We start from the raw sequence: 14444 nt of genomic DNA, 5'->3' as shown, positions 1-14444 counted from the left end.
TATATAGTAGATACAAAAAAACCGACTCAATGAGTCGGTTTTTTTATAAAGATCGAAAATTATTTAATTTTCGCTTCTTTGTACATTACATGCTGACGTACAACAGGATCAAACTTTTTCATTTCTAGTTTGTCTGGAGTATTACGCTTGTTCTTGTCAGTTGTGTAAAAGTGACCAGTACCAGCAGAAGATACCATGCGAATTAAATCGCGAGCGCCTTTAGAAGCCATGATTCAGTTCCTTATACTTTTTCGCCGTTGGCACGCATTTCAGTAAGAACTGTTTCGATGCCTTTTTTATCGATAATACGCATACCTTTAGAAGATACACGTAAACGGATGTAGCGGTTTTCACCTTCGACCCAAAAACGGTGCCAATGAAGGTTAGGAAGAAAACGGCGCTTAGTACGACGCTTTGAGTGAGAAACGTTATTACCTGTAACAGGGCGTTTCCCAGTAACTTGACATACGCGAGACATAATTAAATACCTTTTGCTATCCAGAAAGATTATTGGAAGTGTGCTTCACTTCCTCAGGCGGAGCATGATTCCTTATGAATCAAAAATATCCCGTACCGAGGAATAGCGGCGCGCATTCTCCCATAAGCAAGAGCCCTGAGCAAATATTTTGTTAAAAAAATGATCAACTTTCAAAAGTTCGTCGTTAAAAAAGCAAAAAAATACCGAATAAGCCGATGAAATCATCAGTACAACACTTTAAGCTCATCGTCACATCATCACGATATCATGCCTCTTTCGGCAAGCGACACTGGCACGCCATCCCCCACAACAAAATGATCCAATAAACGCACATCGACTAAATCCAACGCCTGCTTGATTCTAGACGTAATCGAAATATCGGCCTGACTCGGCTCGGCCACACCACTTGGATGATTATGCGCTAGGATCACGGCGGCAGCGTTATATTGCAAAGCGGCTTTCACCACTTCACGAGGATAAACCGCCGCCGCATCAATTGTGCCCATAAACAGCTCTTGATAACGAATCAGTCGGTGCTGGCTGTCTAAAAACAAAACAGCAAACACTTCACGCTGAGAGTGACGCAACTGTGCGGACAGATAATGCCGGACATGCTCAGCACTGCTAAACACGGTTTCACGCTTCAACTGCTCTTGCAGATGACGCTTAGACATTTCTAAGACCGCCTGCAACTGAGTATACTTTGCATCACCGAGCCCAAAGCCTTTACAAAAATCTTCTCGACTGGCGGATAGAAGGGAACGTAATCCGCCAAACTGGGTCAATACTTGCCTAGCAAGCTCAACGGCGCTGATTCCTTGAGTGCCAGTACGAAGAAAGATAGCCAACAACTCTGCATCACTTAATGCCTCAGCACCTTGATGAATGAGTTTTTCGCGTGGTCTTTCTTGCTCTGGCCAGTGTTTAATACTCATGATCTACTCCTTGATCCATGTTAATCTTGCACCACTTTAAAGACAGGCGTCTCACTGCTTTAATTATGGAAAACACACTTTCAGTTTTCCTAATAAAAGCGGAGATTAACGTTAGCGGCTTCCTGCCTTACGTTATTGCTTTTATATACTAGTCTAGCCTGTAAATCGGCTATCGATTTGAATTGAGAAGTTTTATATGTCAAACCTAGCGAAACAAAATATTCTATTAGGCATTACAGGGGGTATCGCTGCGTACAAAAGCATCGAGCTCATTCGCTTATTAACAAAAGCAGGCGCTGAGGTTCAAGTTGTGCTGACAGAAGGCGCAAAAGCGTTTGTCACAGAAATGACTTTGCAAGCCGTTTCAGGTCACGCCGTGCGCAGTACTTTATTAGATCCTAATGCAGAAGCCGGAATGGGACACATTGAGTTGGCTAAATGGGCCGATTTAATCGTTATCGCCCCTGCTTCCGCAGATTTTATGGCGCGTTACGCACAAGGCATGGCCAATGATTTATTAAGCACGTTATGCCTCGCTACCGAATCCCCTGTTTTGCTCGCTCCAGCAATGAACCAAGCCATGTGGAAGCACCCTGCCACTCAACATAATACGGCGTTATTAGCTAAACGAGGCGTATTGAGCATTGGCCCTGCCGATGGCGCCCAAGCTTGTGGTGACATAGGTCCTGGACGTATGAGTGAACCTCGTGACATTTTTGAGGCTATTGATGCTTATTTTAACCTCTCATCTATGACACAAGACCTGGCTAACCAACATTGGGTAATTACAGCAGGTCCAACCATGGAAGCTATTGATCCAGTTCGCTTTATTAGTAATCACAGTTCAGGGAAAATGGGCTATTCACTCGCTCAAGCGGCACTTGATCGTGGCGCAAAAGTGACGCTAATTAGCGGTCCAGTGCAAGTTCCTGTACCGGCAGGTGTCACGCTTATTTCCGTTAAAAGCGCCGATGATATGCTCGCTGCGTGTGAAACAGCAATGGCTCAACAAGCCGATGTTTTTATCGGTGCTGCTGCCGTCGCAGACTTTAAAATGAAGCAAGCCTGCGATCAAAAAATGAAAAAGCAAAGTAATACGGATGAATTGCAGCTGACCTTGATCAAAAATCCTGACATCATTGCGACGCTTGCCAAAGATAAGCGAGCAAGAATCATGGTGGGGTTTGCTGCAGAAACACAGAACGTCATCGAATACGCGAAAGGTAAACTAGACAGCAAAGGGTTAGACATAATCATCGCAAACGATGTGTCTCGCTCCGACATTGGCTTTAATCAAGACGAAAACCAAGTCACAGTCATTACTAAAAACGACACTTGGTTTCCGGCCAAAGCAGCAAAAACAGCATTAGCCACGGAGTTAGTGAATCTGATTCTACAATACACTCACTCAACCCATTAAATCCCTATTTACAAAATAAAGTGAAGACTATGAAACAAGCTATTCAGTTAAAAATTCTTAGCGACAAAATCGGCAAAGAAATTCCTCTTCCAACTTACGCAACCGAAGGTTCTGCTGGACTTGACCTTCGCGCTTGTCTAGATAAAGCGATTGAATTAGCTCCGGGCGACACCACATTGCTACCGACTGGATTGTCTATTTATATCGAAGATCCTAGCTTGGCGGCAATTCTTCTGCCTCGTTCAGGGCTTGGTCATAAACACGGAATTGTACTTGGTAACCTTGTTGGCCTAATCGACTCAGACTACCAAGGCGAGCTAATGATCTCTTGCTGGAATCGCGGACACATATCTTTCACCATAGAACCAGGTGAACGCGTCGCACAATTGGTACTAGTGCCTGTTGTTCAAGCTGAATTTAATATCGTGACTGAGTTTGAAAGCACCGAGCGCGGCGAAGGTGGGTTTGGTCACACCGGCACTAAGTAATTTTCAGACACAAAACAGTACGAAAAGGTGAGTTTTTCTCATCTTTTCGCGCTTTCTCTACTGATTCTCTCACCCATATTTCAGAACCGTAACTAAATTTAGTTTTTAAGCCCTCACTTCGTAATTTTCATACAAATTTCTATAGTTAATCGCCTTGGTTCAGGCTATTATTTCAACCCTAAGTGGTTGCTTACACTCGTCACTGACCATGAACAATCATCGTTTGACGCAGCAACTCAATAAATTATTTTAAAAATGGCTATTTACTGAGCCATCAAGACCCTACTTGTTTAGATCAGGGTATTTTATCGCTAACAGGAGTAAGTTGATCGTGGCTTTTACGCGTGAATCCGCTTTAGACGTTGCCGAAGTACTAAGTGAATCGCTTCCTTATATCCAGCGCTTTGCTGGCAAAACATTTGTTATAAAATATGGCGGCAACGCCATGACTGACGAAGCGCTTCAAGCAGGATTTGCACGCGATATCGTTCTGATGAAAGCCATTGGTATTAACCCAATTGTTGTTCACGGCGGTGGTCCACAAATCGGCGACATGCTGAAGAAGCTAAATATCGAATCCAAATTTATTAATGGAATGCGCGTTACCGACTCAGCAACCATGGATGTTGTAGAGATGGTTCTTGGCGGTCAAGTTAATAAAGACATCGTCAATATGATTTCTCAAGCTGGCGGAAAAGCCATTGGCTTAACCGGTAAAGACAGCCATTTTATTCAAGCAAAAAAACTGTTTGTTAAGTACCAAGCTGAAGGTATGAGCGCACCGGAACAAGTTGATATCGGACATGTTGGTGAGGTAGCTAGTATTGATATTAGTGTCTTAAAAGTATTAGAAAATAGCGACCTGATCCCTGTTATTGCCCCTATCGGCGTAGACGCTGAAGGCAATTCCTACAATATCAATGCAGATTTAGTCGCGGGTAAAGTTGCAGAAGCCGTTGGTGCTGAAAAATTAATGTTACTAACCAATATTTCTGGCGTACAAGATAAGTCAGGTAATGTGTTAACAGGCTTAACAACCACTCAAGTTGACGGACTTATTGCCGATGGAACTATCTATGGTGGTATGTTACCGAAAATCAGCTGCGCTTTATCTGCTGTAAATTCAGGCGTGACAAGTTCGCATATTATTGACGGACGCGTACCTCACGCGACTTTGTTAGAAATATTTACAGACATAGGTGTAGGCACCTTAATTTCTAATACAAAGTCGGCTGAATAGCCTTAGTACTGCATACTAACAATAATTGGTTTGGGAACTGGACAGTCAAATGAGCAACAAGAAAAGCGATCGTCGAACACAGATACTGCAATCTTTAGCTCAAATGCTAGAAAGTAGCCCTGGCGCTCGTATCACGACTGCGGCATTGGCCAAGCAGGTTGGTGTATCGGAAGCAGCTTTGTATCGCCATTTCCCAAGCAAAGCGAAGATGTTTGAAGGCTTAATCGAATTTATCGAAGAATCGCTTTTTTCTCGCATCCATAGAATCGTAAAAGACGAAAGCGACGTGTTAGCTCGCATTGAGATGATTCTGACGTTGATTTTAGGCTTTTCAGAGCACAATCCTGGGATGTGCCGACTACTAACAGCCGATGCACTCGCTGGTGAAACAGAAAGACTAAGAATTCGTATCGCACAATTGTTCGACCGAATTGAAACCCAGCTCAAACAGGTAATGCGTGAAGCCGATTTAAAACAAGGTTTGCGACCTGTTATGGGAGTGGCACCTTGCGCTAACTTTTTACTGGCAGTCATTGAAGGAAAAATCCGCCATTACGTGCGCAGTGAATTTAAGGTGAGGCCGACAGAAGTTTGGTCTGAGCAATGGTCAGCATTAGAAAAAACACTTATGCTCAATCGCTAGCACTGGGACAAAAGAGCCCCAGACACTGAGCTGATCATGGTTCGATTAAGATTCAATACCATACTGCTGACGATAAGCTTTAACAGTATCAAGATACTCCGCAAATTCAGGGGTTGCTTGTTCTGCTAAGTAAGTCATTATGTTATTAAGCGAAACGATACTAACGACAGGCATACCGAAGTCACGTTCGACTTCTTGAATGGCAGATAATTCGCCTTGACCACGCTCTTGGCGGTCTAATGCGATCAATACGCCAGCGGGTGCGGCTTTCGCGTCTTGAATAATGGCCATAACTTCTCGAATGGCAGTACCTGCAGTGATAACGTCATCAATAATCATGACGTTGCCAGCCAAAGGAGCGCCAACGAGTGAACCACCTTCTCCGTGGGCTTTTGCTTCTTTACGGTTAAAGACGTAAGGAGTATCCACGTTATGGTGATCGAACAGAGCAACAGCGGTGGTGGTTGCAAGGGGAATGCCCTTGTAAGCAGGACCGAATAAAACATCAAATGGAATATTTGCTTCCATTAATGCGGCCGCATAAAAGCGACCTAACTTTGCTAACGCTTGGCCGGAATTAAATAAGCCAGCATTAAAGAAGTAAGGGCTTACACGGCCAGATTTAAGTGTAAATTCGCCAAAACGCAACACATTTTGCTCGATGGCGAACTCGATAAACTCTTTTTGGTAAGGTTTCATGCCGACTCCAGATAGATTTTAAAAATAGAACAAAGCGCCGCCAAGAACGAGCGAAGCCATGCCAACATTGGATAGGCGCTAATATAACACACGGCTAGGAATTGTAGGGACCAGAAATGAAGGTCATCAGTCTTAATGTAAACGGTATAAGACAAGCTGCCGATCGCGGCTTTTTTGAATGGATGGTTCGCCAGGACCCGGATGTTGTTTGTCTACAAGATATTCAGGCAGACGAAAGAAGCCTAAACGACAGTGTCTTCTTCCCTCCTGGATACAACACTTACTTTTTTGACTCGATGGAAGACCCCGAGCAAGCAGGTGTGGCCATTTATTGTAAAACCATGCCAAAAGCTATCATGACTGGCATGGGGTTTCCTGAGTGTGACTTTGAAGGACGCTTTATCCAAGCGGATTTCGAAAAGGTAAGCATTGGCGCTTTCCTAACACCTCATGGCTCCAACCACGAAGACATGCTTCAACAGCATAAATATCGCTTTATGGAAGGATTTAAAAACCATTTAATAAAAACTCGCCGCAAGCGTCGTGAATTCATTTTTTGCGGAACAGCCAATGTTGCTCGGTCGCCCATTGATGTTAGTAGCTGGTTCGTAAATCAGCGTAACTCCGGCTTTTTAGCGGAAGAACGCAAATGGATTAACGAAATTTTCAACGAGCTCGAATACATTGACGCTTTTCGTCAGGTTAATAAGCAAGACAAGCAATATACCTGGTGGCCAGATTACGAACGCGCTTGGAAACTAGATGAAGGCGGTCGTTTGGATTATCAAATCGCAACACCCGGAATTAAGCATTTAATTCAAGGCGGTAGCGTCTATAAAGGTCAGCGTTTTTCTGACCATGCTCCTTTAATCATGGAATACAACATCGATTAATCTATTGAGCAGTGTCGAAAAATATATTAAACAAAGAAAAAAGCCCTCAACCGTCGGATAATCTGACGATTGAGGGCTTTTCTATAACAAGCATTTCATTCTGAGGGCTTGATTGTGAGAGTGACACCATCTCCCTAAAACAGTAATACTTATACGGATTCTGTGGTTTCAGCTGGCTCTAGTGGCTCAACCGATACACTCACTCTAAGCTGGTGCATATCACCCGGTTTAATGTCATAAGCATCATTCATGGCGTTGGCGGTTTCAACGCAAACAAAACGACGATAATCTTCGTCTTCCATGTCGCTGCGCTTTTTGGCAAGTTCAGGGCCAGGATTCCACAAAACGGTACTTTGGCTACCCTCGCTACGAACAATAATTTTTCGCTGCAAGCTTGAATCGTGAATTTCACAAACATCAGGCGATTCTAAATAGACACTGTCAATATATTCAAACGGAGACACTATGCCTTTTTGCTGCTTTCGCTCTCCTTTGTCTAATTTGTCGATATAGATAACACCATCAAGACCATGTACCTGTGTGGTTTTATTATCCCCTACATGAAAATAGGTATGCAGAGCTTCGCTAACCGGCATGGATTTCTCTGATAAATTTGCGGCAGAAAAGTTAATACTGAAACCATCGGCAGAAAAACGAAAAACTTGTCTTAGTTCAAAAGCTTGTGGCCACATTTCTTCAATCAATGGATGCTCTTCAGACGCCAATCGAAGAACGATTTTCACATCGTCATTTTTAAAACGCCCAACCTCAGCAAGCTCCCAACGAAAATAACGCGCTAAACCGTGAGCAGGATAGTCACTGTGTTTTTCGTTCGCTCCAAACCAAGGCCAACAAACCGGCACACCGAAATGGCGGCGACCAAATCGAGTTTTGGCGCCTTCATTTGAAGATTGAAACAACACATCTTCTTGACCGGTAGGTATAAAACTCACTAAATGACCGCCCCATAACGCGATACGCGTCTTAAACCCTGGCTGATCAATAACAATTTCATCACACTCTCTCAGACTTGCTGGCAATATATCACCGCCCAGCGCTTCCAACTCGCGAATCAGTTGGCCATTCATTCAAGACTCCATAAAATTAATCCAGTACGCACATATTAGCCTCAGCCAATACGATTACAATAGTTTGTGCTTATGCTGACCATTTAATCATTCCGATCAGCGCTTTTTAGCGAATAAAACTTAACCTATTTTGCTTTTTAAGCTATAAAGCCAATCAATACGATAGCGCCTTCTACTGAAGCCAAGCGCCATTTTTTGTTTTTGCTATTATCGACAATCTAGTCAGAGCCAAGTTTTATGAATCAACTTAATGAATCCAAAATCGTCATCGGCAGTGAAGAGTGGTGTGCCTTCTCCTCTCTTAACATTCCCGCGGTAAAAGCGCGCATCGATTCTGGCGCAAAAACCTCTTCTTTGCACGCGATCAATATTCAGTATTTTTCACGTAATGGCGAGCAATGGACCAGTTTTGAAGTTCATCCATTACAAGACAACCGCAAAATCACTGTACATTGCGAAGCGCAAATCGTTGATCACCGCGTCATCAAAAGCTCCAGTGGCGATAAAGAAAAACGCCCTGTGATTCGTGCTTCTTTAGCACTCGGTGAAAAATCTTGGGTTGTCGAACTAACGCTCACTGACAGAGACAGCATGGGCTACCGCATGCTACTAGGTCGCGAAGCAATGAATGGTCGTATTCTCGTCGACCCAGAGGGTCACTGCCTGCTAGGCGATCGAGTACAGAATGACTTAGCCTCTTTATACAAAGCGCCTGAGATGCGCACAGGCGGCCTCAAAATAGGATTGCTGGCTAGTAATCCTGATTTGTACAGTAATCGTCGTATTATTGAAGCCGCTGAAGCACGAGGACATGAAATTCAATTTTTAAACATTAAAAATTGCTACATGAAATTAGACGCAACCACACCGGAGATTCACTATCGCGGCGGCCGAGTTTTAAATGATTTAGATGCCGTAATTCCTCGCATTCGCCCTAGTAAAACATTTTACGCTTGCACCCTATTACGCCAGTTCGAATCCCTCGGTGTGTATTGTTTAAACAACTCAACCGCCATTGCTCAATCTCGCGACAAACTGCGTGCGTTACAATTATTATTGGATAGCGGTCTAGACATTCCTACCACAGGCTTTGCAAACTCTCCTTTAGATACTGGCGACCTAATTGATATGGTCGGCGGAGCGCCATTAATTATAAAACTACTAGAAGGTACACAAGGGACAGGCGTTGTACTTGCAGAAACACGTAAAGCAGCCGACAGTGTGATTAATGCATTTAAAAGTTTAAACGCAAATATTTTGGTGCAAGAGTTTATCCAAGAGTCCAGTGGTAAAGATCTACGTTGCTTTGTGATTGATGGAAAAGTTGTCGCGTCTATTCAAAGAACCGCCGCAGCGGGTGAGTTTCGAGCCAATATTCATCAAGGTGGACGAGCGGAATTGATTAAAATCACTCAAGAGGAAAAACGAATTGCGATTAAAGCCGCTAAAGCAATGGACCTAAAAGTGGCAGGGGTGGATTTGATTCGCTCTAACAAAGGCCCGCTGTTATTAGAAGTTAATTCATCACCTGGCTTACAAGGAATTGAAACGGCGACGAACCAAGACATTGCGGTGCGCATGATCATGGCGATTGAGAGGCAACTCGGAGCGCTAAAAGAAGACTAATTAGAGCTAGGATTAGCTGACATCAATAAGCCCATCAGAATCTCTTTTGATGGGCTTATTGATACGCTAATCAACCCATTGTTTGATTACGCCCCGCATTTTTGGCTTTATATAAAGCCTCGTCTGCTCGCATTAACCAAGAAGACACCATTTGGTCTTTAGGACTTAATTGTGCAACACCTAAGCTAATGGTGACTTTTATGTCTCCCTTATCCGTATTGATTGTCAGTGCCTCGATTTTCTTGCGCAGTTTTTCACTGAAGCTCATCGCCCCTGCTAATGCAGTATTAGGCAAAACAATAACGAATTCTTCACCACCATAACGGCCAACAAAGTCCCCTTTACGGGAAGAGGCTATCATCAATTTTGCCACTTCTTTCAGCACAATATCCCCCACTGGATGACCGTAATTATCATTTACATGTTTGAAAAAATCCAAATCGGCCATGACTAAAGAATGAGGCGCTTCTTGCTTCTGCTGATAAGAAGAAAAAATAATGTCGAGCGCTTTCTCTAAGCTTCCTCGATTGTGTAATTCTGTCAGAGAGTCCGTTTTACTTAACTGTTCGAGCTGTTTGTTTGCCGTAGATAACGCCAACTTATGACTTGCAGCATCCGTTACATCATAAACCGTAATACAGACATGCTCGATAGTGCCATTCACATTACTTATTGGACGCAAAGTAATATTTTGGTACATGTAATCAGCTAGCCCTGTGATTGGGCGATAGCTATTAAAAGGAAAGAGATAGGCGCGCTGCTCCCAAGAGATAAAAATGGATGTTCTCAAAGCCATTACATTATCTAATTTACGTTTGAGCCATTCTTCATCTATATCTGGAAAAAGACTGAATAATGACTGATTCCTTGCCGTAGACGAACTCTTGCCACTGTGGTTTTCCATAAAACTGTTCCACAAGATCACCTTGTAATGCTGGTCTACTATCACAAGCCCTAGATCAATATGGTTGAGTGTATCAAACAGCCAATGAATTTCTGCCATTTCTTCCATCGAGTTTGTCATTGCTAATCCTCAACCAAATAGGATAATAAGTCTTCTAGTACGGGAACGGATTCTTCTGTAAACAGTAGAAGCAAGTCACAACTCACATTGTAGTTTTCAAGTTCGTAGACAATTTCTACCGTTAATGTACGCCGCCATTTTGATCTTTTCTCGTTAATCAGATTCGCCATGGTAACGTGTTGCCCCAATAAAGCAGGGTGTCCAAAACTAAAGTCGATGTTCAATTGCTTGCCGAGTGCATCCATGAAAGGCCCGACCAACACAGAAGAAACCTCCATCAGCAATTCAACTTCCATATCAAAATCAATATCACCTGAAACCTTAAGTAACTTAGCAATATCAGAAAAGCTGGTATCGTTAAAAATAAGCAAGGCTTCAAAGGCAACACCAGAACCAACAAAACCTTGAGATATGGCAGAATATTGATTGTCTTTTGCACCATAGCTTAGGGCCATCTGTAACTCACTGACCTCTAATATATTGACCTTTGGCACAGGTAACTTAACAAAAACATTCAACATATCAGCCAACACACTGGCCGCTTTTCCCATCGCAATATTGGATACTTCTTGAAGACATTCTGAAAATGAAAAGTCATCAACAACAGAATGGTTAACGTTAAGAGCTTTTTTATTGAGATCTTCTTGCTTCATCAACCCTAACGATAAGAGTGACTGTTGCATAAGGTCAGGTTGGATGGGTTTTTTATAAAACTCTCTAGCCCCCAATTCTTTGACGCGTTGTACCGCTTTCAGCTGCACATCACTAGACACGACCAGCACTTTGGGCGCATGTTCAACGCTCTGCAACGCTTCCAGCGTTTGATATCCATCTTTTACTGGCATGTTCAAATCAAGAAAAAGAATATCAATTTTTTTCTTAATAATTATGTCTAAGGCTTCCTGTCCATTTTGCGCATAATCCACAGTAATATCCCAACTAGCCGGCAATGCCTTTGCTAATTGTTTTCTGGCGACACTGGAATCATCGCAAATCAGAACATTCGTATTCATTTATGCCTTCTCCAACACTTAATAATAACGATTTACTTGTGACTGTGGAGATCAAAAAAACTCTGATAACATCACGAGGCTTAATATTTTCCCTACATTAGGAAACCTTCTACACCATAGACAGCAATGCTTTAACGATCAGGTGTTCGTCATATTTTTCTGCTTTCTGGGAAATTAACGGTGTTTTTATTACCTCTACCCCTAATGCAAACAATTTATGCTCATCTATAACACCATAGTCGTATTCATCGTCTAAAAGTAAATAATCCAGTCCACCAAAGGAAATGTCTTGTAGTGATTTTGTATCAACGAGTACCGTAGAAACCAATCGCTCAACCTGCGTCATTAACGACAAACCAAATTGCTCTGGATCAAAACCCAAATTTGGTATGTAAACTTTAGGGTTTGGGTTTTGACAGATAGCACGACCGACGCCCTCAGGCATCAAGTTAGCTAACAAACTGCTATAAAAACTACCGGGTGGATAACAGATCAAATCAGTACTTTCGATCATATCTCGACGGTCATCGGCAATTCTTCTATTGATAGGAGACACCGTTTTTAGCCCTTTGTTCAGCCACATGCGCTTTATCGGACTTTCCAATACCGCATTTTCTTTACCCGTAATACGATGCTGCCCAAGAACCAACTCTCCCGTCTCAAGCTCTACGCCTAAATGATAAGGCGAATCTAAGATGGTTTTTACTTCACCGAGTGTTTTCGTCAGACGAGAAAACAGAAACACGATAGGGTCTAACTGCTGCTGGTTATTTAGATAACCACCGGAAATAATAAGGTTACCAATACTGGCTCCACGCAAATCAAACGTAGCGCTGATTTTTTCTTGTATCACACTCAACTGAGTTTGAATTAACGCTCGCATCGGATTAGGTATTGGTTTAATCAAGGGGTGTTCACCCGCCACCAGCTGTTCAAGTTCTCCCCTAAGCACATCTAGCGAAAGTGACATCTCAAAGCGATGGGTGAATAACGCATACACCTCTGGCTGCCCCATAACGGTTTCGTCTGCCAATGCCATTAACCGACTGCGTAAGTCCCCAACCGCTGGCATATCAAATTCCGCTCTTAAGCGAGCTGAACTGCCACCAGAATCAAAGGGCGTTACTAAATGAATAGAGTGATGGGTATATTCTTTAAGTACTCGGCTGATTTTATTCAGCGCAGAACCGCCACTAAAAAACAATACTTTGGGCCCTTGCTCTGGCAAGCTCTGATAGCGATGAACGCGAGTAAAATCTGGCATTTTCATACGCCGCCAAATGCGGTAAGTACTGGACATATAGACCTCAGAAACATGGAATACGCACTACCTTAAATAACCTCGAACATGACAACAAGAGGAAAAATGTTAACGTGTTAATCAGTAGTGTTTATGGATAACTCAGAAGAGTGATGGCTCTCTTACAGCCGCATTATCGGCATTATCAAGATTCGTGTACACCGCGTCTAGTATTTGGTTTTTCAACCGACCTAGCGCACAATGAAAAACTTATTCTATTCAGGCAATGGAACGTATTTTATGGCAATGACAGGGCTTCTTGCACTACTCGACGACATTACTACTTTACTTGATGACGTCGCCGTCTTTTCTAAAATTGCAGCAAAGAAAACAGCTGGCGTATTAGGGGATGATCTGGCCTTAAATGCGGAGCAAGTCTCTGGCGTCAAAGCCGACCGTGAACTGCCTGTTGTTTGGGCCGTTGCTAAAGGCTCTTTTATTAACAAAGCAATATTAGTGCCTCTTGCTCTCGCGATTAGCGCTTTTATTCCTTGGCTTATCCAACCATTATTAATGGTTGGTGGAGTATACCTTTGTTATGAAGGCGCAGAAAAAGTTTTGCATGTGTTTCAACATCGCCATGACGATAAGAGTAAAATACACAAGGAAATTGAGAAAAAACAAAGTCTCTCTGACAAAGAACTACTCTCATTAGAAAAAACCAAAGTTCGTGGCGCGATTCGTACTGACTTTGTTTTATCATCTGAAATCATTGTCATTGCGCTTGGCACAGTAAATGGTCAGCCCTTATTAATTCAAGCGATCGTCGTAAGCATAGTCGCGTTACTCGTTACCGTCGGTGTGTACGCATTAGTCGGCTTAATCGTTCGTCTTGATGATATTGGCCTACATCTCACTCAGTCCGAAACAGCATTAACAAAGACGATCGGATCAGGCATATTAAGAAGCGCCCCTTGGGTGATTCGCCTACTTTCTATCGTAGGTACCATTGCGATGTTTCTAGTCGGTGGGGGGATTTTTATACATGGATTGCCTGCGCTTCACCATGTTGCTCAAATGGCTATTTCTGGTACGTTAATACAACAGCCTATGCTCAGCACTCTCATTACGACACTGGTGAATCTACTAGTTGGCTCAGTGCTCGGTGTCTGCGCTATTTGGATTGTTTCTTTCTTTAATAAAAAAACACCCGTTAACACAGACACTTAAGCACCAAGCCGTTGTATTACGCTAAACGCTTATTTTTTTGCCTTAGCATTAACTGTTTTTTCTAAATCAAGAACAAGCTCAGATGTTACTTTACCGGTTGTCTTTAAATGATGATCTTTTTGATATTTTTTAACCGAAGCCATCGTTTTTCGGCCCATTAACCCATCTGCATGCCCTACTTTATAACCTAAAGTATGTAGCTCTTTTTGAGCAGTTTGCACCTCTTTGCTAAAATGGGTTTTAGCCACTAGCGCAGGTACTTTCTTCTCTTTGGATTTTTGTGCAAGAACTGGCTGACTTACTTCTTTGTTAATAACAGAAACACTATTAGTTCCTGTCGTCTGCCCATCTTGAGCATAAACTTGTGGAACAATAAGACAACATGTAGTGAAAAAAGCAGATAGATATAAACGCATTGATAACTCCC

16 protein-coding genes and 1 pseudogene are annotated in these 14444 nt (G+C 42.8%); 8 read left to right on the top strand and 9 right to left on the bottom strand.

Translation table 11 applies throughout. From position 1 onward, the window contains the following. Positions 1–59: 59 nt before the first annotated feature. From rpmG to radC, 3 genes are all read right to left on the bottom strand, one after another. Positions 60–230: a 50S ribosomal protein L33 gene (gene rpmG, locus V6259_RS01990; RefSeq protein ID WP_123096784.1), complete on the bottom strand. Its 171-nt coding sequence runs from the start codon at positions 228–230 to the stop codon at positions 60–62. 11 nt (positions 231–241) lie between these two features. Then, positions 242–478, bottom strand: coding sequence for a 50S ribosomal protein L28 (rpmB, locus tag V6259_RS01985; protein WP_133010891.1), 237 nt, complete (start codon positions 476–478; stop codon positions 242–244). A gap of 257 nt (positions 479–735) precedes the next feature. Then, entirely contained in the window at positions 736–1413 is a 678-nt protein-coding gene (gene radC, locus V6259_RS01980; RefSeq protein ID WP_133010890.1) for a RadC family protein, read from the bottom strand. Between the two features lie 196 nt (positions 1414–1609). Here radC and coaBC point away from each other — a divergent pair, with 196 nt between their 5' ends. From coaBC to slmA, 4 genes are all read left to right on the top strand, one after another. Then, positions 1610–2833, top strand: coding sequence for a bifunctional phosphopantothenoylcysteine decarboxylase/phosphopantothenate--cysteine ligase CoaBC (gene coaBC / locus V6259_RS01975; RefSeq protein WP_341583112.1), 1224 nt, complete (start codon positions 1610–1612; stop codon positions 2831–2833). A gap of 29 nt (positions 2834–2862) precedes the next feature. Beyond that, on the top strand, positions 2863–3321 hold the full coding sequence (dut, locus tag V6259_RS01970) for a dUTP diphosphatase (protein WP_133010888.1): 459 nt from the start codon (positions 2863–2865) through the stop codon (positions 3319–3321). A gap of 331 nt (positions 3322–3652) precedes the next feature. Beyond that, on the top strand, positions 3653–4561 hold the full coding sequence (gene argB / locus V6259_RS01965; protein ID WP_133010887.1) for an acetylglutamate kinase: 909 nt from the start codon (positions 3653–3655) through the stop codon (positions 4559–4561). A 49-nt stretch (positions 4562–4610) separates the two neighbouring features. Beyond that, a complete protein-coding gene (gene slmA / locus V6259_RS01960; RefSeq protein ID WP_133010886.1) occupies positions 4611–5204 on the top strand; it encodes a nucleoid occlusion factor SlmA in 594 nt (197 codons plus the stop codon). Between the two features lie 45 nt (positions 5205–5249). Here slmA and pyrE read toward each other — a convergent pair whose 3' ends face one another. Then, on the bottom strand, positions 5250–5903 hold the full coding sequence (gene pyrE, locus V6259_RS01955; RefSeq protein WP_341583111.1) for an orotate phosphoribosyltransferase: 654 nt from the start codon (positions 5901–5903) through the stop codon (positions 5250–5252). Between the two features lie 116 nt (positions 5904–6019). On the opposite strand from pyrE, the gene V6259_RS01950 reads away from it, so the two are divergent. Continuing rightward, the gene (locus V6259_RS01950; protein WP_133010884.1) at positions 6020–6796 is read left to right on the top strand and encodes an exodeoxyribonuclease III; all 777 of its coding nucleotides are present in this window, start codon (positions 6020–6022) and stop codon (positions 6794–6796) included. Between the two features lie 149 nt (positions 6797–6945). Here V6259_RS01950 and V6259_RS01945 read toward each other — a convergent pair whose 3' ends face one another. Further along, the gene (locus tag V6259_RS01945; RefSeq protein ID WP_341583110.1) at positions 6946–7884 is read right to left on the bottom strand and encodes a D-hexose-6-phosphate mutarotase; all 939 of its coding nucleotides are present in this window, start codon (positions 7882–7884) and stop codon (positions 6946–6948) included. A 237-nt stretch (positions 7885–8121) separates the two neighbouring features. Between V6259_RS01945 and V6259_RS01940 the strand changes: the two are divergent. Together V6259_RS01940 and rimK are read left to right on the top strand one after the other, a co-directional pair. After that, positions 8122–8526 (top strand): annotated as a pseudogene (locus V6259_RS01940) (ATP-dependent zinc protease family protein); the annotation flags it as partial. A 75-nt stretch (positions 8527–8601) separates the two neighbouring features. Next, positions 8602–9510: a 30S ribosomal protein S6--L-glutamate ligase gene (gene rimK, locus V6259_RS01935; protein ID WP_207923193.1), complete on the top strand. Its 909-nt coding sequence runs from the start codon at positions 8602–8604 to the stop codon at positions 9508–9510. A gap of 70 nt (positions 9511–9580) precedes the next feature. Here rimK and V6259_RS01930 read toward each other — a convergent pair whose 3' ends face one another. The 3 genes from V6259_RS01930 to V6259_RS01920 all read right to left on the bottom strand — a co-directional run bounded on the left by V6259_RS01930 (position 9581) and on the right by V6259_RS01920 (position 12811). Further along, on the bottom strand, positions 9581–10534 hold the full coding sequence (locus tag V6259_RS01930; protein WP_341583109.1) for a sensor domain-containing diguanylate cyclase: 954 nt from the start codon (positions 10532–10534) through the stop codon (positions 9581–9583). Positions 10535–10536: 2 nt separating this feature from the next. Further along, positions 10537–11547: a response regulator gene (locus V6259_RS01925; RefSeq protein WP_133010880.1), complete on the bottom strand. Its 1011-nt coding sequence runs from the start codon at positions 11545–11547 to the stop codon at positions 10537–10539. A gap of 109 nt (positions 11548–11656) precedes the next feature. Next, a complete protein-coding gene (locus tag V6259_RS01920; RefSeq protein ID WP_240536963.1) occupies positions 11657–12811 on the bottom strand; it encodes a GAK system CofD-like protein in 1155 nt (384 codons plus the stop codon). Between the two features lie 276 nt (positions 12812–13087). Here V6259_RS01920 and V6259_RS01915 point away from each other — a divergent pair, with 276 nt between their 5' ends. Then, positions 13088–14017, top strand: coding sequence for a DUF808 domain-containing protein (locus V6259_RS01915; protein WP_445928495.1), 930 nt, complete (start codon positions 13088–13090; stop codon positions 14015–14017). 29 nt (positions 14018–14046) lie between these two features. Here V6259_RS01915 and V6259_RS01910 read toward each other — a convergent pair whose 3' ends face one another. Further along, a complete protein-coding gene (locus V6259_RS01910; protein ID WP_341583107.1) occupies positions 14047–14433 on the bottom strand; it encodes a peptidoglycan-binding domain-containing protein in 387 nt (128 codons plus the stop codon). Positions 14434–14444 lie beyond the last annotated feature (11 nt).

The organism is Marinomonas sp. TI.3.20 (genome assembly GCF_038155025.1).
Classification (GTDB): Bacteria; Pseudomonadota; Gammaproteobacteria; order Pseudomonadales; family Marinomonadaceae; genus Marinomonas; species Marinomonas flavescens.
This window is presented reverse-complemented; position numbering and strand designations above follow the sequence as displayed.

Bases quoted from the DNA above. Each gene is read 5' to 3' on its own strand.
- rpmB (WP_133010891.1), bottom strand. From the start codon at position 478: ATGTCTCGCGTATGTCAAGTTACTGGGAAACGCCCTGTTACAGGTAAT.
- V6259_RS01950 (WP_133010884.1), top strand. From the start codon at position 6,020: ATGAAGGTCATCAGTCTTAATGTAAACGGTATAAGACAAGCTGCCGAT.
- rimK (WP_207923193.1), top strand. From the start codon at position 8,602: ATGCGCACAGGCGGCCTCAAAATAGGATTGCTGGCTAGTAATCCTGAT.
- pyrE (WP_341583111.1), bottom strand. From the start codon at position 5,903: ATGAAACCTTACCAAAAAGAGTTTATCGAGTTCGCCATCGAGCAAAAT.
- V6259_RS01925 (WP_133010880.1), bottom strand. From the start codon at position 11,547: ATGAATACGAATGTTCTGATTTGCGATGATTCCAGTGTCGCCAGAAAA.
- rpmG (WP_123096784.1), bottom strand. From the start codon at position 230: ATGGCTTCTAAAGGCGCTCGCGATTTAATTCGCATGGTATCTTCTGCT.
- radC (WP_133010890.1), bottom strand. From the start codon at position 1,413: ATGAGTATTAAACACTGGCCAGAGCAAGAAAGACCACGCGAAAAACTC.
- V6259_RS01945 (WP_341583110.1), bottom strand. From the start codon at position 7,884: ATGAATGGCCAACTGATTCGCGAGTTGGAAGCGCTGGGCGGTGATATA.
- slmA (WP_133010886.1), top strand. From the start codon at position 4,611: ATGAGCAACAAGAAAAGCGATCGTCGAACACAGATACTGCAATCTTTA.
- dut (WP_133010888.1), top strand. From the start codon at position 2,863: ATGAAACAAGCTATTCAGTTAAAAATTCTTAGCGACAAAATCGGCAAA.
- V6259_RS01915 (WP_445928495.1), top strand. From the start codon at position 13,088: ATGGCAATGACAGGGCTTCTTGCACTACTCGACGACATTACTACTTTA.
- V6259_RS01930 (WP_341583109.1), bottom strand. From the start codon at position 10,534: ATGACAAACTCGATGGAAGAAATGGCAGAAATTCATTGGCTGTTTGAT.
- coaBC (WP_341583112.1), top strand. From the start codon at position 1,610: ATGTCAAACCTAGCGAAACAAAATATTCTATTAGGCATTACAGGGGGT.
- V6259_RS01920 (WP_240536963.1), bottom strand. From the start codon at position 12,811: ATGCCAGATTTTACTCGCGTTCATCGCTATCAGAGCTTGCCAGAGCAA.
- V6259_RS01910 (WP_341583107.1), bottom strand. From the start codon at position 14,433: ATGCGTTTATATCTATCTGCTTTTTTCACTACATGTTGTCTTATTGTT.